Below are 22,457 nucleotides of genomic sequence, written 5' to 3' on the forward strand. Positions count from 1 at the left end.
CTTGTAAGACTACCCTTTCAAGCTTAAATTTAGCCTTTGTTCGAATCCTGCATTTCCCTGTAAACCACCTGTATGTATGGCCAATATGTTTGAACCTTCTGGAAAATGACCTTGCTTTATTAAGTCAAATATTCCAAACATCATTTTGCCAGTATAGATAGGATCCAAGGCGATAGATGTGGCTGCGGTAAAGGCTCGCATGAATTCAAGCAATTCATTTTTAATTTTGGCATATCCCCCAAAGTGATAAGCATTTATCAATTCATATTCTATATCCGAATTCACCTTATATTTTAAAAGAATCTGCCTTATTTCCTCGTGAATGAATTCTCCTTTTAAAGAAGAAAAACCGATGACCTTTTGATGAATAGCTGCACTGGAATAGATTCCGGCAAAGGTACCTCCCGTACCTAGAGGGGTACAAATGTAATCAAAGCCAAGATCCTCAGCATTCAAAATTTCCTGGGTACCCTTGATGGCTAATGCATTAGTCCCTCCTTCCGGAATTGAATAGAAATCGCCATATAGGCTTTTTAATTGATCATTTACCTCTTTACTGTATTTATTCCTGTAATCAGATCTGCTTAGAGGATGCAATTTCATTCCAAACCCTTTTGCAGCGGATAGGGTGGGATTCAATGGAAGCATGAGTTCTCCCCGAATTACTCCTACACTCTGCAAGCCATGAATCATTGCTGCCTTTGCACATGCGTTAATATGATTAGAATAGGCACCACCGAATGTCAGTATTTGCGTATATTGTTTTGATTTGGCGTATTGAAGGTTGTATTTGAGCTTGTAATATTTGTTGCCGCTAATTTGAGCAGGCAATTTATCTAGGCGTTTTACAAAAAGAGCTACATTTTTTTCATGCAGCAGCGGGTGCTGGATTTTTTCTGTTTCTGAGGTGAGATGCACAATTTCTTGTAATTTTGGGATAAAATTACCGAAAACCACCAACATAGCCCTAATTTTACAACATGGAATTTTTCGAAGATGAGGAGGAATATTCTCCAGAAGGTGAAAATATCAGCCATTTTGAAATTGCAGTGGATAAAGGGCAGTCCGCAATCCGTTTGGATAAGTTTCTTACCGACAAACTACCCCATGCCAGTAGGAATAAGGTGCAAAAAGGCATAGAGGATGGGGTAGTTAGGGTAAATGGCAATAGGGTCAAAACAAATTATAAAATTAAACCTTCAGATATTATTACCTATTGGGTCGCTGATTCGCATAGGGATACCGAGGTAGAACCAGAAGATATTCCCCTGGATATTGTATATGAAGACGACGAACTTTTGGTAGTCAATAAACCAGCAGGAATGGTAGTGCACCCTGCACATGGCAACTGGACGGGCACCCTGGTAAATGCGCTTGTTTATTATTTTGATCAACTGCCTGAAATGTCAGGAAACACTGGGCGACCGGGTTTGGTACACAGGATAGATAAGGATACTAGTGGACTTCTGGTCATTGCCAAATCTGAATCGGCAATGACCCAATTGGCAGCCCAGTTTTTTGACCATAGTATAGACCGTTCTTACATTGCATTGGTATGGGGGGAACCTAAGGAAGAAAAAGGCACCATTGATGTACCTGTGGGTAGGAGTGCAAAAAACAGGAAAGTCATGGATGTATTTCCAGACCGCGACCAGGGCAAACACGCCGTTACTCATTATTCCGTTATTCAACAATTAAGGTATGTATCTTTAATAGAATGTAAACTGGAAACAGGAAGGACGCATCAAATTAGGGCACATATGAAATATTTAGGACACCCACTATTCAATGATGCAGTTTATGGCGGCGATAAAATTCGTAAGGGCACCCAGTTTAGCAAGTACAAATCATTTGTGCACAATTGCTTCAAGATTTTGCCTCGCCAGGCACTTCATGCCAAATCGTTGGGTTTTGTTCATCCCAAAACCAAGGAAAATTTATTCTTTGAAAAAGAAATGCCCGAGGATATGATGCAAGTAATAGACAAATGGAGAAAATATGTCAAAGAAATCGACTAAAACCTTTATCAAATTCCTAATTGGATATAAAAAACCAAAGCCTTAATTATTGATTTTTAATATTTTGACCTGTTTTAATAATTAAACTATAAAATATCAGTATTTTTGATGAAATAATTTTCTAAAAACCAACGTTTTGTTACATTTGAAACATTAAAAGCAGCAGGCTTTTATATATCATGTAGGATGTTGAAATTGGCAGACAAGCCCTCCTGTCTCGGGGGTGGAGTAACCAAATTTTTTGGTGTACCGGATAAAGCACAGATGGAGCTCATTATGTCGCCTAACGGCTCCGTGGAGGTTCGAGTCCTTCTCCTACAGCATTCAAGAAAGACCAGGTTAGGAAAATATTCCCTTTACTTGGTCTTTTTTTATTTGTTGCAGCGTTTAATGGTTATTATATTGAACGATATTGACTTAATTTTGTGTCCTCGGACAGGCATATGGCAACAGCTCTCAAAAAAAGGTTAAGAAAAGGCCCTAGAAAAATACTTAGAATAGGTTTCATCCTTTTTTTGGTGCTTTCTTTTTTACAAGTTGCTTTTTATTATGGTTCAGATTGGTTTCTAAGGGAATATATCCGAAATAAGGTTCAAGAGGCATCTGGAGGAAAATACACCGTTGATTTTGAAAGATTCAATGTTTCCTTGCTTGAAAGAGGATTTTATGTGAAGGGCTTTATACTGGATCCCGTAGATGAGGAGTTGTTCGATTTGGAGAACAAACCATTTTACCGGGTGGTTGTTCCCCAATTCAGTTTGAAAGGTTTGGGCTTCAAAAGGTCAGCAAAGATAGTGACCGTTTCAGAGCTGCGGCTAAAGGAACCTATGGTACAGTCCAGGCAACCAGATGAGGAGGAAGAAATGGATTCCGAGGACCTAAGTCCATTGCGGCAATTGGAACTAGAAGTGCAACGCTCCTTTGGAGAAGGACTCAACGATATTATCATTGAAAATATCTATGTGGATGAAGCAGACCTTTTGTTGGAAAACTTCATTAGCCAAAGATCCATAAAGGCGGCAAACACCAATTTGTATGTAAAGAACCTCAAGCTTGCTCAAACCGATCAACCTATTCCTTTTAATGCCGATGGATTCAGCTTTGATTTAAGGAATTTCGAAATGTTGCTGGCCGATAGTATCCATACAGTTTCGGCCTTTTCTGTGAACATTTCTTCCTTGGAAAAAACCATATCCGTGGATAGGGTAAGCATCTTACCGGATGTGACCAAATTTTCTGATGTGTATTATGAAATAGACCTGGATAATATCGCACTTACAGATGCTGATATTGACAAAATGTTTTATACCTCTGATGTGGCTATTGGAGAATTGAATCTGGAGGAACCAAGCTTTGCTTTATTTTCTGACAGGACGGTGGACAGTTCCCAGGATACGGTAAGAACCACAGACTTACATATTCTAATTCAGGATATCCTTTCTTCCATTTCTATCCAAAGGCTCAACATAAACAGTGGAAAATATCTTCAAAGAGGTATCACAGATGCCAATAGGAACCGTGTGGAAGCTGAAGAGATTGACTTTTTGATGAGCGATGTTTATATAGGTCCGGATGAGCTAAGAAAACAAAATCAATTTTTTTATGCAGACGAAGCAGAACTGGATATCACCAGTGCCAGGCTTGCATTGGCAGATGGTGTACATTGGGTATCTGGAGAAAAAATATTTCTATCCTCTTTTCAAGATATTGTTTCCATCCAGCAGTTAAGCATAAGGCCCGAATTTGACGCAAATGATCCTCCTGACATACCCCTATTTGAGGTGGTGGTTCCATCCTTGAGTTTTACCCAGGCAAACCTCAAAAAAATCTATAATGAAAATATTATAGATATCTCCGACATGAATATCAACAGTCCGGAGCTTATTTTAAGAGATTTGAGAGGCAGGGAAGAGCAAGCTGGAGCCGGAGACTTTATTAATTTGACCAGGGAATACCTAAAGGGAATTTATGTACAGCGCTTGGAGATGAACGATGGAAGTTTGGTGCTAGACAACCATTTGAGGATCAGACAAGACAGTCTTTCCTTTGGAAAAATAAGTTTGGTGCTCGAAAATTTTCAATTGGATGAAGAGATGATTGATCAGCAACCGGACAAGATCTTTTTTGCCGATGAATTGAGGCTGGATATACAAGACTATGCCCTTAAGCTCTCCGATAACCTGCACTTATTTTCCGCAAAAAGAATACTGATTGACACTCGGGAAAACTTGATAGATATAGATGGTTTTCATTTGCGTCCCTTTAGCGCAGGGGATGTTCCAACAATCCTACAAAGATATGGCCGAACTACCGTTTTGGATATTGAAATACCGTCCTTCAGAGCCAGGGGCGTGGATATTAGTAAGGCTTACTTTGAGGAGAACCTAAGGATATCGCACATAGACATTCCTTCTCCCATAATTCAATGGAGAAAGTACATCCAAAAGGAAGAAGAGGAAGAAACAATTAGAGTCGAGCGGGGGGATATACTGAATCTATTGACCAGTTATTTCTCTAAAGTTCAGGTAGATTCCTTGACCTTAACGGATGGGTCTTTTTCCTATGATAATTTTGCAAACGAGACATTTCGCTCCTTTGCTGAAAATGATGTTTCCATCCGTATTAAGAATTTTTATTTGGATGAATTTATAGATCCCCAAGATAACCGAACCCTATTTGCGGAGGAGATGGATCTAAATCTGAATAACTATGTTTTTAACATTGCAGACGGCAAATACAGTGTGGTGGCGGACCGTATAACCTTCAATTCTGCAAGAGAGGAAATTAACACCATAAATGTGAGGTTGCGGCCTCGACAGAATCTGGATGCGAAGGTTGCCATACAAGCAGATATTCCCGATATGCAGATTAAAGGGGTTGATCTTGAAGCCTTCTTGTTTGACAATACGCTTGATTTGGAAAAGTTGATGTTGAAGGATGCCTATGTAAAGCTTTCCATTAATAGAGATTCCCAAATAGAGCTTCAGGGTGAGGAACAAAGAGAGGAGAGAAGACGGGAAAGAAACTTGCCCAAAACCATTGATGTGGTAGCGGTGGATTCCATCCTTACAGAAAATGCCAGGTTTGAGATAGTTTATGATGAAGATGGGGAAGAAGTCCAACTGATCAGAACAGGCATAAACCTCACTTTTTCGGAATTTCTCTTGGACTCCCTGAAGCTGCAGGAAGGGGATATAGCGGGGTTTTTTGAAAATATGGCTATGGAAGTAGATAACTTCTCACTGGCTTTGCAAGATAGTGTTCACACATTAAACTTTTCTAAAATTGAACTTTCTACTAGAGGAGATGATGTCGTATTTGAAAATGTCAAGTTGACTCCAAATAATTTTATAGGGAAAAAGGGGGTGCCAATCGTTGCTGCTTCTATTCCCAAGGTATTGTTGAATACGCGTTCCTTGCGCACTTTTCAGCAAACGGGACATTTTGATGTAACCTCCTTGACACTGGAAAAGCCGGAGGTTACTTTCTATTTGGATAAAAATGAGGTGGCTACCATAATTACGGAGGAAGAGGAAGAGAAAGCGAGACAAAAAATTATTCAGACTCTTAATTTAAGACAATTTGAGATAATAGGAGGCCAACTCTCCATTCGCGAAAAAGTGAATGAACAAGAGATTAACTCCTTTCAAAATATTGGTATTACCCTTACCGATTTGAATTTTGATCTCTCCAAGGAACAAACCTTCGACAGTAAGCTGCTGCTAAACAATGACTATCAATTTGAACTAACCGAATACGAAATCATGCTTCCCGACAGTTTAAATATCTTTCGGGTGGAAAAGGTGATTCTATCAAAGGACCAACTCGAACTGGAGGAAGTTTCTTTGTTGCCAAGGTTTGGTAAATACGAATATGGCCGTAAGGTTGGAAAGGAAACAGATGTGGCGGAGTTGGTGGTACCAAGAATTGTATTCGCAGGAATCGACGTGGATCAATTTATAGGGGAGAAAAAGATTATAGCCAAATCCATGAACATCGAGTCACCTGTGGGAAGTATTTTTAGGGATAAGCGCCTTCCAAAAGATGAGGATAAGGTGAAGCCCATGCCCCAGCAACTTATGATGGATGTAAAAATGGATGTGAATGTAGACGAGATAAATATCGAAAATGGCAAGGTAACCTATGAAGAATTTCCTGAAAAAGGCTTAGTGCCAGGGAAAATATCGTTCCATGAGATTAATGCGAAAATGAGCCCCATCCATTTGGGAGAGGAAATGCAAAATGGTGAAGTGGTGCGTATCAGGGCCTCTTCCAAATTAAACGGAATTGCTCAGTTGAACATTAACCTGGAGATGTTATTTGAGCCACCTTATCCCATTAAAGTAGAAGCATCTGTAGATACCTTTGAGTTGGCATTGATCAATTCCATCCTGGAAACCAACGCTTTTGTCACAGTGGAAAGGGGAGTAATAAAAGGAGGGGAGTGGTATTTCACCGCAAACGAAGAGAGGGCAATTGGGGAAATGACTTTAAAATACAATGACCTAAAAGTTCGCCTTCTGGATGAAAGAACCTTGGAACGAGGAAGGGGCAGAAAGGGGGTCCTCACCTTTGTAATAAATGCCTTGGCATTAAGAAGCAATAATCCCAGGAAAATTTTTAACCGCCTGGTGAGCTCACCCATTTACGAAACCCGCGACACCAACAGGTTTGTATTTAATTACCTCTGGAAGGCTACTTTCTCTGGGTTAGCGGGAAGTTCTGGTTTGATGCAGCCAAAAATCCCCAGAAAAGAGGAAGAAGATCAATAGATACAGGCAAATTGTCCGTTTCAGGATGAGAAAATTTTTTAGCTTTGTAATCTTAAATCTATAAGAGAGCTTCGCATGTCATCAGACAAAATTGATCAAATATCCAAAGAAATAGAAAGTGCTTCGGCCAGCAACAAGGAGGAGCTTGAAGCCTACAGAATGCGCTATATTAGTAAAAAAAGTGTTGTAGGAGAATTATTTGCAGCGATGAAGGATATTGCTGCCGAAGAGAAAAAGTCCTATGGCCAGCAGGTTAATGAGGTGAAACAACTGGCTGCTGCCAAATTTAAGGAACTTATAGATCAGGTTAATCAGCAGGAAAATCAGAATAGGGGCCTTGATATTGACTTGACCCTACCACCTACCCAGGTGCCATTAGGGGGAATCCACCCCCTTACTGCCACGCGGCATAGGATTATTGAAATTTTTGAAAGGATCGGTTTCAACCTATCCGAAGGCCCTGAAATTGAAGATGATTGGCACAATTTTACAGCATTAAATTTCCCTGAAAACCACCCTGCCAGGGAAATGCAAGACACCTTCTTCATCGAAAAAAATCCGGACATAACCCTTCGCACCCACACCTCGTCGGTTCAAGTACGGGTGATGGAAAGTGAAAAGCCCCCTATCCGAACCCTAAGCCCGGGTAGGGTATTTCGTAACGAAGCTATTTCAGCCAGGGCGCATTGTATTTTCCATCAAGTGGAGGGACTCTATGTGGATGAAAATGTTAGTTTTGCCGATCTCAAGCAGACCCTTTATCACTTTGCCAAAGAAATGTTTGGCCAGAATACCAAGATAAGGTTCAGGCCTTCCTATTTCCCCTTTACCGAGCCAAGTGCCGAAATCGACATTTCGTGCCTTATCTGTGGAGGAGAAGGTTGCAATATTTGTAAAGGCACAGGCTGGGTGGAAATTGGTGGATCGGGAATGGTGGATCCTAATGTGCTGGAAAATTGTGGGATCGACTCCCAAAAATATACAGGTTTTGCCTTTGGTATGGGCATAGAGCGGATTGCCATGCTAAAATACCAGATCAATGACTTACGGTTGTTCACCGAAAATGACATACGCTTTCTAAAGCAGTTCCGTCCTTTGTTATAATTGTTTAAGTGCTTATCAATACTGCTAGGTCAGCTTTTACCACCCAGGTTCCCAACCTTATTACGACACATTTTGAGTATCTAATATCAATAGGAATGATGGCGTTTAATGGCATGAAGATTAACCCTGATGAAATCAAAAAAAGTAACACACTTGATCACCTACATCAAAATCGTCTTTACTCAAATAGGATAGATGCAATCACCTACCACCGATTTCCAAAAGGAAAATAAAACATAATGGGAGCCTATTGCTCAACACCACATTTGAGCAAGCAAATAATTTTCCTATCTTAGGAAAAAGATTTTCCCAAATGGCCTTCCTCGAAATAACCCAAAGAAGAAACTTTATCCAAAAATCCTTGGCACTGGGGTGCAGCGTTTACCTTAGTCCATTTTTTATGTCAGCCAAGACTACCTCTCGATTTTATTTTGGAGCCTGTGACTGGTCTATAGGACACAGGGCAGAACCGGAAGCATTCCAGACCGCTAAAGCCATAGGCTTGGATGGACTTCAGGTGAGCCTCGGTTTGGCAAGCAACAACATGCATTTAAGACAAAGAAGTATGCAGGAAAATTATCGGCATGCTTCTAAGACCACCGGGGTGAAGATTGCAAGTTTGGCCATTGGGGAGCTAAATGAAATCCCCTATAAACGGGAAGCCATCACCCAAGAGTGGGTACACGACAGTATTGATGTGGCCAATGCATTAGGTTGCACAGTAGTTTTATTGGCGTTTTTTGGTAAAGGAGATTTGCGGGATGATCCTACGGGAAAAAAAGAGGTAGTAAGAAAGCTAAAAGAGGTAGCCCCAAAAGCAGAAAGGCAAGGAGTGTATTTAGCCATAGAATCTTGGTTGTCTGCGGAGGAACATTTGGACATCATTGAAAAGGTCGGTTCCACTCACATCAAGGTCTATTACGATGTCGCCAACTCCACTACAATGGGTTACAATATTTTTGAAGAAATGAAAATGCTAGGTACCGAATATATTTGTGAGGTGCATGCCAAGGAAAATGGAAAGTTGCTAGGCAAGGGTGAGGTTGACTTTATAAGGGTAAGGGACGTATTGAACGAAATAGGGTACAAGGATTGGATCATCATAGAAGGGGCCATCCCTAAGGGTATGGAAATGAAGGAAGCCTATCAACATAATCTCCATTTTCTGCAAAATACTTTTCAATCATGAAATGTCAAAGACTGTTGTACTTACTAATGTTGAACTTTGCATGTTCCACTCAGGAGAGGCAGGAACCTGCCTTACTTTTTGTTCCAGATGACTTGGAGGTCACGTTATGGGCCGAATCCCCAGATTTTTATAATCCCACCAATATAGATGTAGACCATAGGGGACGGGTTTGGGTGACAGAGGCAGTAAATTACCGGGATTTTAGAAATTCTGACGGCCACATGGTTCATGAGAATGGGGATAGGGTAATGATCCTCGAGGATAGTAATGGGGACGGAAAAGCGGACAAATCGAAGGTCTTTGTACAGGATGCGGACTTGAGGTCACCTTTGGGAATTGCAGTAGTGGGAAATCAAGTAATTGTATCATGTGCCCCTCATATCCTTATCTATACCGATGAAAACGGGGACGATTTACCGGACAAAAAAGAGATTTTTCTGACGGGATTTGGTGGCAGGGATCACGACCATGGTTTGCATGCTGGCGTGATGGGGCCCGATGATAAATGGTATTTTATCGTAGGAAATGCGGGTCCTCATGAAGTCCAGGATAAAGATGGCTGGACCCTGCGGTCGGGAAGTGTATATAACGAATACACCCCTTACGCTCAGGAAAACATCCCCAATCAAAAAAGTGATGATGGCAATGTCTACACAGGAGGCTTGGTCATTCGAGTAAATCCTGATGGGACAGGTATGGAGGTTCTGTCCCATAATTATAGGAATGCCTTTGAAGTGGCTGTGGATTCCTTTGGGAATATGTGGCATAGTGACAATGATGACCAAACCGCCTCTTGCCGAACCACATGGTTAATGGAAGGTAGTAATGCGGGTTTTTTTAGTGCCACCGGAGAGAGAACTTGGCAGGCAGATAGGAGGCCGGGGCAAACCGTTCCCCTTGCACATTGGCATCAGTATGATCCTGGGGTTTTGCCCGCAGGGGATATTTATGGGGCAGGCTCCCCTACAGGAATAGTAAGGATAGAAGGTGATGAATTAGGAGAATCCTACAGAGGAATGCTCCTAAGCGCAGATGCAGGAAGAAACATCATTTTTGGATACCACCCAAAACTTAAAGGGGCAGGGTTTCCCCTTAATCAGAGAGAGGCATTTATCTCCTCGGTGCAGATTGATAACACCAATTATATTTGGCATGAGGTAGAAGAGGATGACAGTAAATGGTTTAGGCCTAGTGATATCGCAGTAGGTACGGAGGGAGCCTTATATGTAGCAGATTGGTATGATCCTATTGTTGGGGGCCACAGGATGATGGATAAGGTAGGACATGGCAAAATTTATAAAATCCATCCAAAGTCCAAAAAGCTTTCGGCACCAAATTTGGAATTTGGTCATTTGGATGGATTGATCGCAGCCTTGAAAAACCCTGCTATCCATGTACGTGCACAGGCCAGAAAGAAATTGCTGGAAAAGGGAGCTGAGGCCATTCCTTCATTAATAAATTTGCTTGAGGACCCAAACCCCTTTTTTAAGGCAAGGTCCATATGGCTGCTGGCGGCTTTAGGGCAGATTGAAACAGTAAGTTCTTATTTAAGTCATCAGAATCCTGCCCTTGCCCTTACCGCTTACAGGGCATTAAGCCAACAGGATGCTTCAAACCTTCTGCAATATGCCCAACAGGCCTTGTCTTCTTCACATCCTATTTTAAAGGCAGAAGTGGCAATTTCGTTAAGGGATCATTCTTGGGAGTTGAGTAAACCGCTGTTTTTTTCAATCATAGATGACTTTGATGGTGAGGATCCATGGCTCTTGCACGCCTTGGGCATAGGCTTAAAAGCACATCGGGAAATAGTTTATCCTCTTTTGCTGAATCATTTCGATACAAATAATCCAGAAAAATGGCCGATCTCCTTATCCAAACTAGTATGGGAGCTTCACCCCACTCCTTCGGCTAGAGATTTAGCAGTAAGGATTAATTCAAGTCATTTAAGTCAAGAAGAAAGGATGGAATCCATGACTGCATTGGCATTTATACCTACTCAAGAAGCGGCAGACTTAATGCGTGGGTATTACGAAAATTCAGACCTCAGCCGGCAATCGATGGCGCAGTGGTGGTTGCAATTCAGGAAAACTAATGAGTGGAGTGCTTATTTGGGGGACTGGGAATCGCCCACCGCACAATTGCCTACTGAAGAGCCCGAATTACTGACCCAAAAAGAGGTGTTATTGGATACTACTTCCACCGAGAGTACTAGGGAATCGGCCATACAGTTTCTTGCCTCTAGCACGCAGGGTAGGCTACACCTTGTCCAATTGGCCATAGGGGAAAAACTTTCCAAAGAAGAGAAAGAAAGGGCTGCAGAAGAACTTCATGCTGAAATAAGCTTACCGGTGAAAAGCCTGCTTGCCCACCATTTCCCCATACATCCAAGTAGAAAATTGGAGGAAGCAAGGGTAGTTAAGGTAAAGGCATCCAAAGAAGAGGGTAAGATTCTTGCCATTCGGCATTGTGGGGTATGCCATAGTGTGGGTGAGATAGAAAATGAAATTGGACCGGATTTAAGACAAATCCACCAGAAGTTTAGTAGGAAGGGATTGATAGAGGCTATCCTTGAACCTGATGCAGCAGTGGGTTTTGGCTCAGAGACTTATTTGGTGGAGCTGGAAAACGGAGCTATTCTGTATGGGATGCTTTTATCCAGCGGCCCAGTGGTTACAGTTTTGGAAAGCAACGGAAAAAGGCATCTTGTTCCTGCCGAAAAAATTAAGCAGCGAAAGCAGTTGAGGCATAGCCTAATGCCTGATCCGGCTTGGATGGATCTTTCAGAAACCGAAATTGCACATATTGCGGCATACTTAATGGGGGTTTAGAAAGTTGGTTAAAACAAGGCAGGAGCATTGAAAACCCCAGGAGGATTTAAAAAATTCCCCTGTACATCTCCTCCAGCTTTACTACTGGCTTGATGTCTATATCAAATTTAGTGATGTCCAGTCCCTTAAGGGCATATTTTGAAACCAAAATTTGTTTAAAGCCCAGTTTTGCAGCCTCGGAAATCCTACTCTCCACCCGGTTCACAGCTCGTATTTCACCACCGAGGCCCACCTCTCCGGCAAAACAAATATGAGGCTGAATAGGGCTGTCTTCATAGGAGGAAAGCAGTGAAGCACATACGGCAAGATCAAGACCCGGATCGTCTACCCTGAGTCCTCCGGCAATATTTAGGAACACATCCTGTTGGCCTAACCTCATTCCCCCTCGTTTTTCTAAAACGGCCAGAAGCATGTTTAAACGCTTTGCGTCATGGCCTGTGCTGCTTCGTTGGGGTGTTCCGTAGGTGGCGGGACTTACCAGGGACTGAATTTCAATCAAAAGGGGTCGGTTGCCCTCCAGCATGGCACCGATAGCCACACCGTTTAATACCTCCTCCCTCTGGGTCATCAATATTTCCGAGGGGTTTAAAACCTGCTTAAGCCCCTCAGCACGCATTTCATAGATGCCCAATTCGTTGGTGGACCCAAAGCGGTTTTTGCTGGTTCTTAGTATGCGGTAGCTCAGGTGTCTGTCTCCTTCAAATTGAAGAACTGTGTCTACCATATGTTCCAGCACCTTCGGTCCTGCTATGGCTCCATCCTTGGTGATATGTCCAATTAGAAAAACCGGAGTACCAGTCTCCTTGGCAAATTTCATTATTTCAGCAGTACACTCCCTTACCTGGGATACGGATCCTGCCGCAGATTCCACATATTGGCTATGCATGGTTTGTATGGAATCTATGATCAGGAGTTCCGGCTGAAGAATTTCCACTTGCTGAAAAACCGCCTGAGTATTGGTGGCGGAGAGCACAAAGCACTGTTCAGACTGGTATTGCATGCGGTCGGCACGCATTTTAATCTGATTTTCGCTTTCTTCTCCGGAGACATAAAGCACCTTGAGTTTGGAAAGCATCAAGGCAATCTGCAGCATTAGAGTGGATTTTCCGATCCCCGGTTCGCCCCCTATCAGTATCAAAGAACCCGATACCAGGCCACCCCCTAGTACCCGGTCGAGTTCGGTGTCCCCGGTTTTTATCCTTGCTTGTTCCTCGTAGCGAACTTCTGATATTTTTTGTGGGGTCGAAGTCTTTTTGGAAGCCGAAGAAGGTTTCCATTGTCCCCGAACTTGCTCTTCTTTTTGGATTACCTCTTCCACAAAAGTATTCCACTCCCCGCAGGAAGGGCATTTTCCTTGCCATTTAGCGCTTTGTGCACCGCAATTTTGACAAAAGAAACTCGTCTTAATTTTAGCCATAAAAAGTCGATGATAGGATTAAAGTAATCAATGGGCCTCTAACCAGTCCTTACCCGTGCCTGTCTCTACCACTATTGGAATGCCTATATCAACGGCATTGGACATTAATTCAGGGATATTGCTTTTTATTGTTTCAATTTCCTCTTTTTGGGCATCAAAAACCAATTCGTCATGAACTTGCAGGATCATTTTGGATTTGAGCTTTTCTATTTTCATCCATTCATGAACCCGTATCATGGCCACCTTGATCATATCCGCAGCGGATCCTTGAATGGGGGCATTGATCGCATTTCTTTCTGCAAAACCCCTCATGGTTGCGTTTCGGCTATTGATGTCCCTGAGATAGCGGCGCCTTCCTAGGATGGTTTCCACGTATTCTTGTTTCCTCGCTTTTTCTATGCTGTTATCCATATACTCCTTTACGGCTGGAAATTCCTTGAAATAGGCATCAATGATTTCTTTGGCTTCCCCCCTCGGAATGTTAAGGCGCTGGGAGAGGCCGAATGCGGATATACCATAAATGATTCCAAAATTGGCCGTTTTGGCCTTTCGCCGCATGTCACCACTCACTTCTTCCAAACCTACCTGGAATATTTTTGCGGCAGTGGTGGCATGGATGTCCCTCCCATTTTTAAAGGCCTCAATCATGGATGAATCCTGGGAGAAAGCTGCCATGATGCGTAATTCAATTTGGGAATAATCCGCCGCAAGGATAAGATGCTCCTCATCCCTTGGAACAAATGCCTTCCTTATTTCACGACCCCTTTCTGTTCGAATAGGAATGTTTTGCAGGTTAGGGTTTATGGATGACAGACGCCCGGTGGCGGCAACAAATTGATTGTAGGTAGTGTGGATTCTGCCTGATTTTGGGTTCATAAGGCCTGGAAGTGCATCTACGTATGTGGATTTTAATTTCACGAGTTGTCGATAATCTAAGATGGCTTGTGCGATAGGGTGCTCATTTGCCATCTTGCTCAATACCTCCTCGCCGGTAGCATACTGTCCAGTCTTGGTTTTCTTTGCCTTGGGGTCTAAATCAAGTTTACCGAAAAGGATTTCTCCCAGTTGTTTGGGGGAACTAAGGTTAAAGGTTTCACCAGCCATCTCATATACCTTGCCCTCAATTTCTTTGCTTTCAATTTCCAGTTCCTTTGAGAGTTCAGCCAGGCTTTTCGTATCTATCTTTACGCCTTGATGCTCCATTTCCAGCAACACCTTTATCAAGGGGTTTTCTACCTCATTCAACAATTTTTCTAGTTTTTGGCTTTTAATAAGGGGATCAAAGATATGTTTGAGTTGTAAGGTGATATCTGCATCCTCTGCGGCGTAATCGGTGACCTGATCCACATCCACATCCCTCATTGTGCCTTGGTTTTTGCCCTTTTTTCCGATTAGGCTTTCTATAGAAACAGGCTTATAGTTTAAGTATTGCTGTGCCAACCAGTCCATGGAATGCTTCCCTTCAGGTTCTATTAAGTAATGGGCCAGCATGGTGTCGTATAATTTACCTTTTACCTCAATACCATAATTTTTAAGGACAATAAGGTCATATTTTACATTTTGACCTATGATAACGATGTCCTCTTTTTCAAAGACTGGTTTAAGCCAGCTTAAGATTTCCCTGGCCTTATTCTCTTCCTTAGGAAAAGGCAGGTAAAAGGCTTCTCCGGGTATGTACGCAAAAGATATCCCCACCAATTCGGCCTCATGGGCATTTACGGAAGTAGTTTCTGTGTCAAAGCATAATTCTTCTTGGGCCAATAAATAGGGGATAAGGGCCTTAACAGGGGCTTCTCCTTCCACCTTATGATAGGAGTGGATTTTGGTGTTCAATTGGTCCCCTTGATTGGGTTCTTCAAAAGGGGCTTTTGCCACTTCTACCTTCTCCTGATCTTCCTCTCCAGTGAACAGTCCCAATTGCTCATCTACCTTCATTCGGGGTTTTTTGATCGCTTCTCCAAATACCCGCTTTGTCAAGGTTCTGAATTCAAGCTCCGCAAATAGAGCTTTGAGCTTTTCCTCATCAGGACCTTCATAGTGCAGTTCCTTTTCATCAAAAGCTATGGGTACATCCTGATTGATTGTAGCTAATTCCTTGGAAAGTATTCCTTGTTTCCCAAAGTTGACTACATTTTCTTTTTGCTTCCCCTTGAGATCATCGGTGTGGTTGAGCAACTCTTCAATGCTGCCATAAGCTTTGAGCAGTTTAACAGCTGTCTTTTCTCCAATCCCCGGAATCCCCGGAATGTTGTCCACTGAGTCTCCCATTAACCCAAGTATATCCCTTACTTGGTCCACATGTTCTATATCCCACTTTGCGCAAATTTCCTTTGGACCCATGATATCCACTGCATTCCCCATAAAAGCTGGTTTATATAGATAGATATGATCTTCCACTAGCTGACCGTAATCCTTGTCAGGCGTCATCATGTACACTACAAAGCTGCTTCTTTCAGCCTTTTTTGCTAAAGTCCCTATAATATCGTCTGCTTCAAACCCGTCTAGTTCTATCACAGGGATGTTGAAAGCTGAAACAATCTGTTTAACCCAGGGTATGGCTATTTCAATATCTTCGGGTTGTTCTTGCCTATTGGCCTTGTAAGCCTCAAATTGCTCATGTCTAAAAGTGGGTGCAGAGGTATCAAAGGCCACTGCGATATGGGTGGGTTTCTCTTTTTCCAAGACCTCAAGTAGCGTGTTGGTAAAACCGAGCATAACACCGGTATTTAGCCCCTTACTGTTGATACGAGGATTTTTGCTAAAAGCAAAATGTGCCCGGTAGATAAGGGCCATTGCATCAAGTAGAAATAGTTTTTTGTCTCCTTTTGTTGGCATATCTGGAATTGGTTTAGCGTTTTTCGCATAAAAAAATGCGGTTTTCCAAATCAGAAGCTAAGTTAAGCAATTATGACCAAAGCGAGGAGCATAATATTTTTTAGAGTTTATCGGTTTTTGGTAAGATTATTGGTGTTTAGCCATTTCAGCAATATGCAGCTATAAGCATCGCTATTTACTATTATGTTTAATACTTAACCCCAAATTTCTATGAAAAAGATAGCATATTTTTTATCCGTACTGATGTTGTTCACGGTTACAATGCCCTATGCAACGGCAAAGGACGACAAGGATAAACCAGAACTCAGTAAAGAAGATGAGGCTAGACTGGAAGAACTCAAAGAAAGAGTTCATGAAATTAAGGCTATGGAGTTTTCGACCATGACAAAGACTGAAAAAAAGGAAATACGCAACGAGCTACGGGAAATAAATAAAGAAACAAAGCGGGTAAGTGGAGGAGTATATATATCCTTCGGTGCTATCATCATCATTTTGTTGATTTTGATCCTTTTTACCTAGATCTGCCATTTCGGCCGAATTATTAGTTATTCCGTTTGAATATTCTCTAAACATTGTTAAAATAGGTTAAATATAAAAAATTGTCGTTTTGGCATGATTTTCTCATATTATCTATTTAAATAATTGAAAGGAGGATGTCATGAAAAGGTGGATAACAATGATGGTTACTGTAGGAGCCTTGTTTTTATTAGGCTCATGTTTCCCTTCCCAGAGAGTAGTGGATGGCTACGGGTATTATGATCCCATGTATTATGGGCCCAGTGGCATTTATTATCATCCTGGTGTAATGCCCAGAAACAATGTGATCATTCAGAATAACAAAATACAGAAAAATCAAAACAGGAGGGTAGCCCCTAGGACAAACAACAGAAGAAATGCAACGACTGCTCCCCAAAACAGAAGGGGCAATACAAATAGGTCGACCGTTCAGCCTAGGACACAAAGAGGAAGTTCAGGAAATGTGCAGAGAAGGAGCACACCTACGCCTAGTCGATCGAATGTTGCACCAAGGAGTAGATCCGGAGCTAGCGGTGGAGCCTCAAGATCCCCAAGACGAGGGAATTAAGACTACGCCCGTGTTTGGTCAAAAACTAACCCCAGATTTGTCTGGGGTTTTTTTTTATGCATTTAGGTCTCGCAAGTATTTTTTCACTTGGTTAGCTCTGTAAAGAATGAAGAAGAGCGGGATAATCCAAACTAGCTCGTTGAATGTAAGGTGAAAAATGCTTCTCTTATTCCATCCCACCAGGTCCAGGTAAATGAATACAAACCATAGGGCCGATACAACTTTGCCAAGCGTTCCGGCTAGCATTAAATAAATCCAACTAAATGGATAGAAAGCGGAAAGAAAAATCAGTGCGCCGACAATCATTCCAAAAGTGCCGAAGACATTGGAAGATGCTTCTATGCTTTCTCCCATTGCTAACCAACTCAGAAGTGCATCGCCAAACCATTTAAAAAAAGCCCCCCAAATAAAAGTATAGATGCCACCTAACAGCAAAATTCCTCGGAGGGGCATACTGAAAGTAGGGTGATTAACTTTTTTTTCTGCCATTTTTCTACTTTTATTTTACCTTGGAAGTCTATTTACGCAAAAATAAGGAAAGCATGGGTTCAAACGGTCATTAATTTTTAATAAGCTCAGAAAAGTAGGAGAATCTCCAAAGGCATTTGCTGATAAGGTTTACAGGATTACGTATTTCTCTAATATTTTTTGGAACAAAAGGTTCTAGTGTTACTTTGATGTGTTTATGCCTATCCCTTTCTACATAAAGGTTGAATGCACTAGTCAACTTCATCAATTCGTTTGGAAAAAACTGCTGCTGAAAGGTTTGTCGGGGGGTAGATTTCAACCCAAACCTCTTTTTGGAAACCGTATACCTGTCTACACCTAGATCAAAATCCCTATGGCTCAAAACAAGGTGTGAATGTAGGGGTATTTTGGGGTTTAAACTATGGGTTAGCCTAATTTTCCTGTGCTCAAACTCATATTCTACCACTTGATGAACCTCCTTTTTCAGGAACAAGTCGTTTTGGGTAGCAAAGAAATGCCACAGGTTATCAATCCTTTTTAATTCCATATATTTTGGGTTTACAGCCTGTTGCCACCATTTGGTGGCATACTGTTAATAATTTACGGAAAAACCACGGAAGTAGTATAGCCTTTCAGTAAAACTATGGGGTTTTAATTTTCTTCACCCACCAATCTGAAGAAATCCTTACATGGGGTGAGGAATGCGTTAATTTCCTTTTGGGTAACAAATAATGGTATCCACTCCTCATCTACAAATGCCCAAAATTTTGTCTCCTCTGTGGTAATTAGCCAAGGATAAACTTCTTTTACAAAGTGATAATGGGAATACCTGTCTCCCTGGTAGAACTGCGAATCACCCGTTTTTCCGCCTTCCACCTGCCACTTAACTTTCAGGGGGTTTTCTTTTTGCAATATTCCCATGGGTTCCAGATAGAGATAAGCAGCATCTTTAGGTGCATTTACAATTAGAGTGACATTTAAAACATTTTGGGTACTGTCTTCCACTCTCTTTCCAAAGCGATATAGGTTCATTTTTGCATCCCTTCTGTTTTCCATATCATAATAGGCACTTCTTACATTTTGGAAGTATATTCTGCTGGCATCCGTAATGGAAAACTCGTCCCTGTCTCCCGTGTTGTCAGCCCTTCTTTCATTGAAAAAGGAAAGAAGAAACACAAAACTAAAAGAGGCGATTCCAAATATCTTTAACAGTTTCCACATTTCCGTTGTAAGCGGATCTTTGGTGTTGCTACCCATATTAACTGCTAAACAAGCCAGGATATATTTTGGTTTATCCTTATCCCATTACCTCATATAGGAGCCTGCATTTAAGTCAAAAGTGCTCCCTGTGGCGTGGTCGGCAAGGCCTGAACACAGCAAACAAATCAAGGGGGAGATGTCTTCCGGTTCAGTGAGTTTTTCCAAGGCGATGTCAGACCCAACGTGCGCTTCACCAAACCTTGATTTGAAGGCATCAGCCATATCCGTATTCACGAAGCCAGGGGCTACCGAAAAGGCTTTTACGCCTCTTTTTCCAAGATGACTTGCCAAGGATTTTGTAAGGGCAATCAATCCTGCCTTGGAAGCGGCGTATGCCATGTATGGTAGCAAGTTTCCCCGATGTGCGGCGCGGGAAGAGATATTTATGATCCTTCCTCCTTTTTCCGGATCACAGGATGAAATGAATTCCTTGCAAAGCAGGGCGGCGGCAGTTAGGTTTACATTCAAAGTTCTCTGCCACTCCAAAACCCATTCTTGGGAGTTTTTTTCCAAGGGGGAGTGTATGGCAATTCCTGCATTATTAATCAATACGTCAATCTGGCCGTAGGTATGTATTAATTCCGGCAGCCAGCCTTCCACATCGTGCAAATTTGCGAGGTCGCAGGGCACGATATGCGCTTGGGAAGGTAATTTATCCGCCAATTGTTTGGCATCCTCCAGGTTGCTCCGGCAGTGTAAAAGCAATTCTGCACCGGATTGGGAAAGCTCTTTGGCTATGGCCTTGCCAATACCTCTCGAGGCGCCAGTAATGAGAATTCGCTTAGAACTTAAGTCAATGTTCATGTCTTTTGGAAATAGAAGAAAGCACCAAGGTTTCGTTTATTTTCGTTACTTGGTAGAACAATTTAAGCTAATTAAACGAATACGGAGAAGGAATTTTCGTGTTAATTCCTTTTTCCTGGAGGGCAACTCATTATCTTAATCGACAAAACTGTCCGTTTCTTCTTAAATTTTTTATCTTTGCGCCCTTAAATACCGCTAGATTTTCATAAATATGAGTCAAGAAGTTAGGGTTCGATTTGCTCCTTCTCCCACGGGGGCCTTACATATAGGTGGTGTACGTACTGCATTGTATAATTATCTTTATGCTAAAAAGACTGGAGGTAAATTTCTTTTAAGAATTGAAGATACGGATCAAACCCGCTTTGTGCCTGGTGCAGAGGAGTATATTAAGGACGCTTTGGAATGGCTGGGTATAAGTCCGGATGAAAGCCCTTGGAAGGAAGGAACACTAGGCCCTTATCGGCAATCGGAAAGAAAATCGATTTACAAGCAATATGCCATGGACCTATTGGAAAAGGGTCATGCTTATTATGCTTTTGATACATCGGAGGAGTTGGATGCCATGCGGCAAAGGCTTACTGCTGCCAGGGTGGTTTCCCCACAGTACAATTCCATTACGCGTACCCAGATGAAAAACAGCCTGACCTTACCCGCAGATGAGGTGAAAGCCAGGTTGGATGCAGGAGAGCCTTATGTCATTAGGGTTAAAATTCCACGTAAGGAAGAAGTAAGGCTTCAGGATAAAGTGAGAGGCTGGGTAATGGTTCACTCCAATACGCTCGATGACAAGGTGTTGATGAAATCCGATGGAATGCCTACCTACCATTTAGCTAACATAGTGGACGACCATTTGATGAAGGTTACACATGTGATCAGGGGGGAAGAATGGCTGCCATCAGCCCCTTTGCATGTGCTGTTGTACCAATACCTAGGTTGGGAAGACAGCATGCCTGAGTTTGCCCACCTTCCCCTTTTGCTCAAACCTGACGGAAATGGGAAGCTGTCCAAGAGGGATGCCGAAAAACACGGGTTTCCATTGTTTCCCATGAACTGGAAAGATCCGGATTCTGGGCAAATAGCTGAAGGATTTAGGGACCAGGGTTATCTACCTGAGGCATTGATTAACTTTTTGGCATTTTTAGGCTGGAATCCCGGTGATCACCGGGAGTTATTTACCTTGGATGAGTTGGTAGATGCCTTTACCATTGAGCGGATTGGAAAGTCAGGTACAAAATTTGATATCAACAAAGCCAAATGGTATAACGAGCAGTATTTGAGGAAAAAGCCGGATGATGAGCTGGCTGCTTATTTGACAGCAGATTTGGAGAAAGAAGGAATTCAAATCCCCCAGGAAAAGGCTGAAAAAATAGCGGCTGTTATGAAGGAAAGGGCTACTTTTCCTGCGGATCTATGGAAAGAAGGTAGGTTCATGGTTTTTGCTCCAGAGCAGTTTGATAAAAATGTAGCGGATAAAAAGTGGAATGCGGATGCGGCAAAGGTTTTGGCTGCCTATGCGGAGAAGCTGGAAGCTTTGGATAAGATGCTAGATGCAGAAACAGCTAAAAGTCTGTTAACAGATGCTGCAGAGGAATGCGGTATAAAACTAGGGAAGGTCATGCAAGCCGTGCGCTTGGCGATTACCGGAGTTGGTGCCGGCCCGGACCTTATGCAGGTTTTTGAGATATTAGGTAAGGAAGAGCTAATCAAAAGGATCGGTTTTTCGTTAAAAACATTGGGGATTGCAGGCTGACCCTAAAAGACAAGTCATTTGGCCTGAAAAATTAAAACGGGAATGAAAATGGCAAAGAAAACCAAGAAGGATGAAAATCCCAAAGTAAACCCCGATCTGGATGGGTTTAAAATGAACATCAATTCGTTTGGAGAAATATCCAGTTCCTATTCCATAGATAAAATTAATGAGTTTTTGAATAAAAATGTGGATGACAAAAAGCTAAGGGATAGGGAAGATCTGGAAGACGAAAAGGAAGAGGTGAAGAAAAAGAAGAAATGAGGCATAAAAGCCCTATTTATGCGTAATTGTTTTATCCTTACCCTGCTGATATTATTCGGTAGTGGCCTTAGTGCCTATGCCCAGACCAGCATAGGATTTAGAGGGGGATATACCAGCAGCAGTGCTACTTACAGGTTAACTTTAGGCAGCTTTCCTCGAACAGTCACAGGGGTGGAGGCACAGACCTATTCCCTCGTTATCGAGCAGTTTTTCGAAAAAGGTGCCGGGGCACAAATAGAGTTTCAGCTTATGACCACTGGCTTTTCAGGTACAGACACCGTTAACATAGGCAATGAAACTAGGTTTGACTATTTAAAGATCCCGATTCTTTCCAATTTTTATTTAGGTAATTCAGGAAGGTTTCACATCAAATTGGGGCCACATATTGGGTATATGCTTAATGTTAGGGATATTTCTAGGGAAAGTGAAAGTGAATTGGTCATTCCCACCTATGGTCAGCCTGGTGATGAGGTTGACAGACGTATGTACGGGCTTACAGGGGGGGTTGGTGTTTCCAAACTTTTTGGCAGGAACACCATACAAGGAGAAGTAAGGTTTTCCTATGAATTTGGCCGACCGGAGGCCCAAAACCGAATTTTTGATTTGCAGTTCACCCAATTGGAATTTTCGCTTGCCTACTTGTTTATGGTAATAAAATAAAAAACTT

The 22,457-nt window shown here is 42.2% G+C and carries 17 protein-coding genes; 10 read left to right on the forward strand and 7 right to left on the reverse strand.

Annotated features, from left to right (window positions below; genetic code table 11):
* Window positions 1-9 precede the first annotated feature (9 nt).
* Window positions 10-963: a 1-aminocyclopropane-1-carboxylate deaminase/D-cysteine desulfhydrase gene (locus DB520_RS03950; RefSeq protein ID WP_114748320.1), complete on the reverse strand. Its 954-nt coding sequence runs from the start codon at window positions 961-963 to the stop codon at window positions 10-12.
* Between the two features lie 17 nt (window positions 964-980).
* Between DB520_RS03950 and DB520_RS03955 the strand changes: the two genes are divergently transcribed.
* The 5 genes from DB520_RS03955 to DB520_RS03980 all read left to right on the forward strand — a co-directional run bounded on the left by DB520_RS03955 (window position 981) and on the right by DB520_RS03980 (window position 11,911).
* On the forward strand, window positions 981-2,018 hold the full coding sequence (locus DB520_RS03955) for an RluA family pseudouridine synthase (protein ID WP_114748321.1): 1,038 nt from the start codon (window positions 981-983) through the stop codon (window positions 2,016-2,018).
* Window positions 2,019-2,461: 443 nt separating this feature from the next.
* Entirely contained in the window at window positions 2,462-6,790 is a 4,329-nt protein-coding gene (locus DB520_RS03965; RefSeq protein WP_114748323.1) for a hypothetical protein, read from the forward strand.
* A 75-nt stretch (window positions 6,791-6,865) separates the two neighbouring features.
* A complete protein-coding gene (gene pheS / locus DB520_RS03970) occupies window positions 6,866-7,894 on the forward strand; it encodes a phenylalanine--tRNA ligase subunit alpha (protein WP_114748324.1) in 1,029 nt (342 codons plus the stop codon).
* Window positions 7,895-8,294: 400 nt separating this feature from the next.
* Window positions 8,295-9,083: a sugar phosphate isomerase/epimerase family protein gene (locus DB520_RS03975; protein WP_232834825.1), complete on the forward strand. Its 789-nt coding sequence runs from the start codon at window positions 8,295-8,297 to the stop codon at window positions 9,081-9,083.
* Complete coding sequence (locus DB520_RS03980) at window positions 9,080-11,911, forward strand: PVC-type heme-binding CxxCH protein (RefSeq protein WP_114748325.1); 2,832 nt, start codon at window positions 9,080-9,082, stop codon at window positions 11,909-11,911. Before DB520_RS03975 ends, DB520_RS03980 begins: the two co-directional genes overlap by 4 nt.
* Before the next feature lie 46 nt (window positions 11,912-11,957).
* Here the strand turns inward: DB520_RS03980 and radA are convergent, their stop codons facing one another.
* Window positions 11,958-13,328: a DNA repair protein RadA gene (gene radA / locus DB520_RS03985; RefSeq protein WP_114748326.1), complete on the reverse strand. Its 1,371-nt coding sequence runs from the start codon at window positions 13,326-13,328 to the stop codon at window positions 11,958-11,960.
* Between the two features lie 27 nt (window positions 13,329-13,355).
* Entirely contained in the window at window positions 13,356-16,163 is a 2,808-nt protein-coding gene (polA, locus tag DB520_RS03990; protein ID WP_114748327.1) for a DNA polymerase I, read from the reverse strand.
* Between the two features lie 210 nt (window positions 16,164-16,373).
* Between polA and DB520_RS03995 the strand changes: the two genes are divergently transcribed.
* Window positions 16,374-16,682: a hypothetical protein gene (locus DB520_RS03995; RefSeq protein WP_114748328.1), complete on the forward strand. Its 309-nt coding sequence runs from the start codon at window positions 16,374-16,376 to the stop codon at window positions 16,680-16,682.
* 139 nt (window positions 16,683-16,821) lie between these two features.
* Window positions 16,822-17,247: a hypothetical protein gene (locus DB520_RS04000; RefSeq protein WP_114748329.1), complete on the forward strand. Its 426-nt coding sequence runs from the start codon at window positions 16,822-16,824 to the stop codon at window positions 17,245-17,247.
* A gap of 54 nt (window positions 17,248-17,301) precedes the next feature.
* Here DB520_RS04000 and DB520_RS04005 read toward each other — a convergent pair whose 3' ends face one another.
* The 4 genes from DB520_RS04005 to DB520_RS04020 form a co-directional block, all read right to left on the reverse strand.
* On the reverse strand, window positions 17,302-17,736 hold the full coding sequence (locus tag DB520_RS04005) for a hypothetical protein (protein ID WP_114748330.1): 435 nt from the start codon (window positions 17,734-17,736) through the stop codon (window positions 17,302-17,304).
* 70 nt (window positions 17,737-17,806) lie between these two features.
* Window positions 17,807-18,262, reverse strand: coding sequence for a hypothetical protein (locus DB520_RS04010; RefSeq protein ID WP_114748331.1), 456 nt, complete (start codon window positions 18,260-18,262; stop codon window positions 17,807-17,809).
* A 104-nt stretch (window positions 18,263-18,366) separates the two neighbouring features.
* Window positions 18,367-18,936, reverse strand: a complete 570-nt coding sequence (locus DB520_RS04015; protein ID WP_157971925.1) for a hypothetical protein — start codon at window positions 18,934-18,936, stop codon at window positions 18,367-18,369.
* An 84-nt stretch (window positions 18,937-19,020) separates the two neighbouring features.
* Complete coding sequence (locus DB520_RS04020; protein WP_114748333.1) at window positions 19,021-19,779, reverse strand: SDR family NAD(P)-dependent oxidoreductase; 759 nt, start codon at window positions 19,777-19,779, stop codon at window positions 19,021-19,023.
* 211 nt (window positions 19,780-19,990) lie between these two features.
* Here DB520_RS04020 and gltX point away from each other — a divergent pair, with 211 nt between their 5' ends.
* The 3 genes from gltX to DB520_RS04035 are packed head-to-tail and all read left to right on the forward strand — an operon-like array spanning window position 19,991 to window position 22,450.
* Window positions 19,991-21,529 carry a glutamate--tRNA ligase gene (gene gltX, locus DB520_RS04025; RefSeq protein WP_114748334.1) on the forward strand — a complete coding sequence of 513 codons (1,539 nt, stop codon included), beginning with the start codon at window positions 19,991-19,993 and terminating at the stop codon, window positions 21,527-21,529.
* 48 nt (window positions 21,530-21,577) lie between these two features.
* Complete coding sequence (locus DB520_RS04030) at window positions 21,578-21,790, forward strand: hypothetical protein (protein WP_114748782.1); 213 nt, start codon at window positions 21,578-21,580, stop codon at window positions 21,788-21,790.
* Between the two features lie 18 nt (window positions 21,791-21,808).
* Entirely contained in the window at window positions 21,809-22,450 is a 642-nt protein-coding gene (locus DB520_RS04035) for an outer membrane beta-barrel protein (RefSeq protein WP_114748335.1), read from the forward strand.
* Window positions 22,451-22,457: the final 7 nt, after the last annotated feature.

The sequence above is a fragment of the Pleomorphovibrio marinus genome, assembly GCF_003347495.1.
In the GTDB taxonomy this organism is placed as follows: domain Bacteria; phylum Bacteroidota; class Bacteroidia; order Cytophagales; family Cyclobacteriaceae; genus Pleomorphovibrio; species Pleomorphovibrio marinus.

What these genes read in the sequence shown, in the direction of transcription:
- DB520_RS03950 (WP_114748320.1), bottom strand. Translation starts at nt 963, where the DNA reads ATGTTGGTGGTTTTCGGTAATTTTATCCCAAAATTACAAGAAATTGTG.
- DB520_RS03955 (WP_114748321.1), top strand. Translation starts at nt 981, where the DNA reads ATGGAATTTTTCGAAGATGAGGAGGAATATTCTCCAGAAGGTGAAAAT.
- DB520_RS03965 (WP_114748323.1), top strand. Translation starts at nt 2,462, where the DNA reads ATGGCAACAGCTCTCAAAAAAAGGTTAAGAAAAGGCCCTAGAAAAATA.
- pheS (WP_114748324.1), top strand. Translation starts at nt 6,866, where the DNA reads ATGTCATCAGACAAAATTGATCAAATATCCAAAGAAATAGAAAGTGCT.
- DB520_RS03975 (WP_232834825.1), top strand. Translation starts at nt 8,295, where the DNA reads ATGTCAGCCAAGACTACCTCTCGATTTTATTTTGGAGCCTGTGACTGG.
- DB520_RS03980 (WP_114748325.1), top strand. Translation starts at nt 9,080, where the DNA reads ATGAAATGTCAAAGACTGTTGTACTTACTAATGTTGAACTTTGCATGT.
- radA (WP_114748326.1), bottom strand. Translation starts at nt 13,328, where the DNA reads ATGGCTAAAATTAAGACGAGTTTCTTTTGTCAAAATTGCGGTGCACAA.
- polA (WP_114748327.1), bottom strand. Translation starts at nt 16,163, where the DNA reads ATGCCAACAAAAGGAGACAAAAAACTATTTCTACTTGATGCAATGGCC.
- DB520_RS03995 (WP_114748328.1), top strand. Translation starts at nt 16,374, where the DNA reads ATGAAAAAGATAGCATATTTTTTATCCGTACTGATGTTGTTCACGGTT.
- DB520_RS04000 (WP_114748329.1), top strand. Translation starts at nt 16,822, where the DNA reads ATGAAAAGGTGGATAACAATGATGGTTACTGTAGGAGCCTTGTTTTTA.
- DB520_RS04005 (WP_114748330.1), bottom strand. Translation starts at nt 17,736, where the DNA reads ATGGCAGAAAAAAAAGTTAATCACCCTACTTTCAGTATGCCCCTCCGA.
- DB520_RS04010 (WP_114748331.1), bottom strand. Translation starts at nt 18,262, where the DNA reads ATGGAATTAAAAAGGATTGATAACCTGTGGCATTTCTTTGCTACCCAA.
- DB520_RS04015 (WP_157971925.1), bottom strand. Translation starts at nt 18,936, where the DNA reads ATGTGGAAACTGTTAAAGATATTTGGAATCGCCTCTTTTAGTTTTGTG.
- DB520_RS04020 (WP_114748333.1), bottom strand. Translation starts at nt 19,779, where the DNA reads ATGAACATTGACTTAAGTTCTAAGCGAATTCTCATTACTGGCGCCTCG.
- gltX (WP_114748334.1), top strand. Translation starts at nt 19,991, where the DNA reads ATGAGTCAAGAAGTTAGGGTTCGATTTGCTCCTTCTCCCACGGGGGCC.
- DB520_RS04030 (WP_114748782.1), top strand. Translation starts at nt 21,578, where the DNA reads ATGGCAAAGAAAACCAAGAAGGATGAAAATCCCAAAGTAAACCCCGAT.
- DB520_RS04035 (WP_114748335.1), top strand. Translation starts at nt 21,809, where the DNA reads ATGCGTAATTGTTTTATCCTTACCCTGCTGATATTATTCGGTAGTGGC.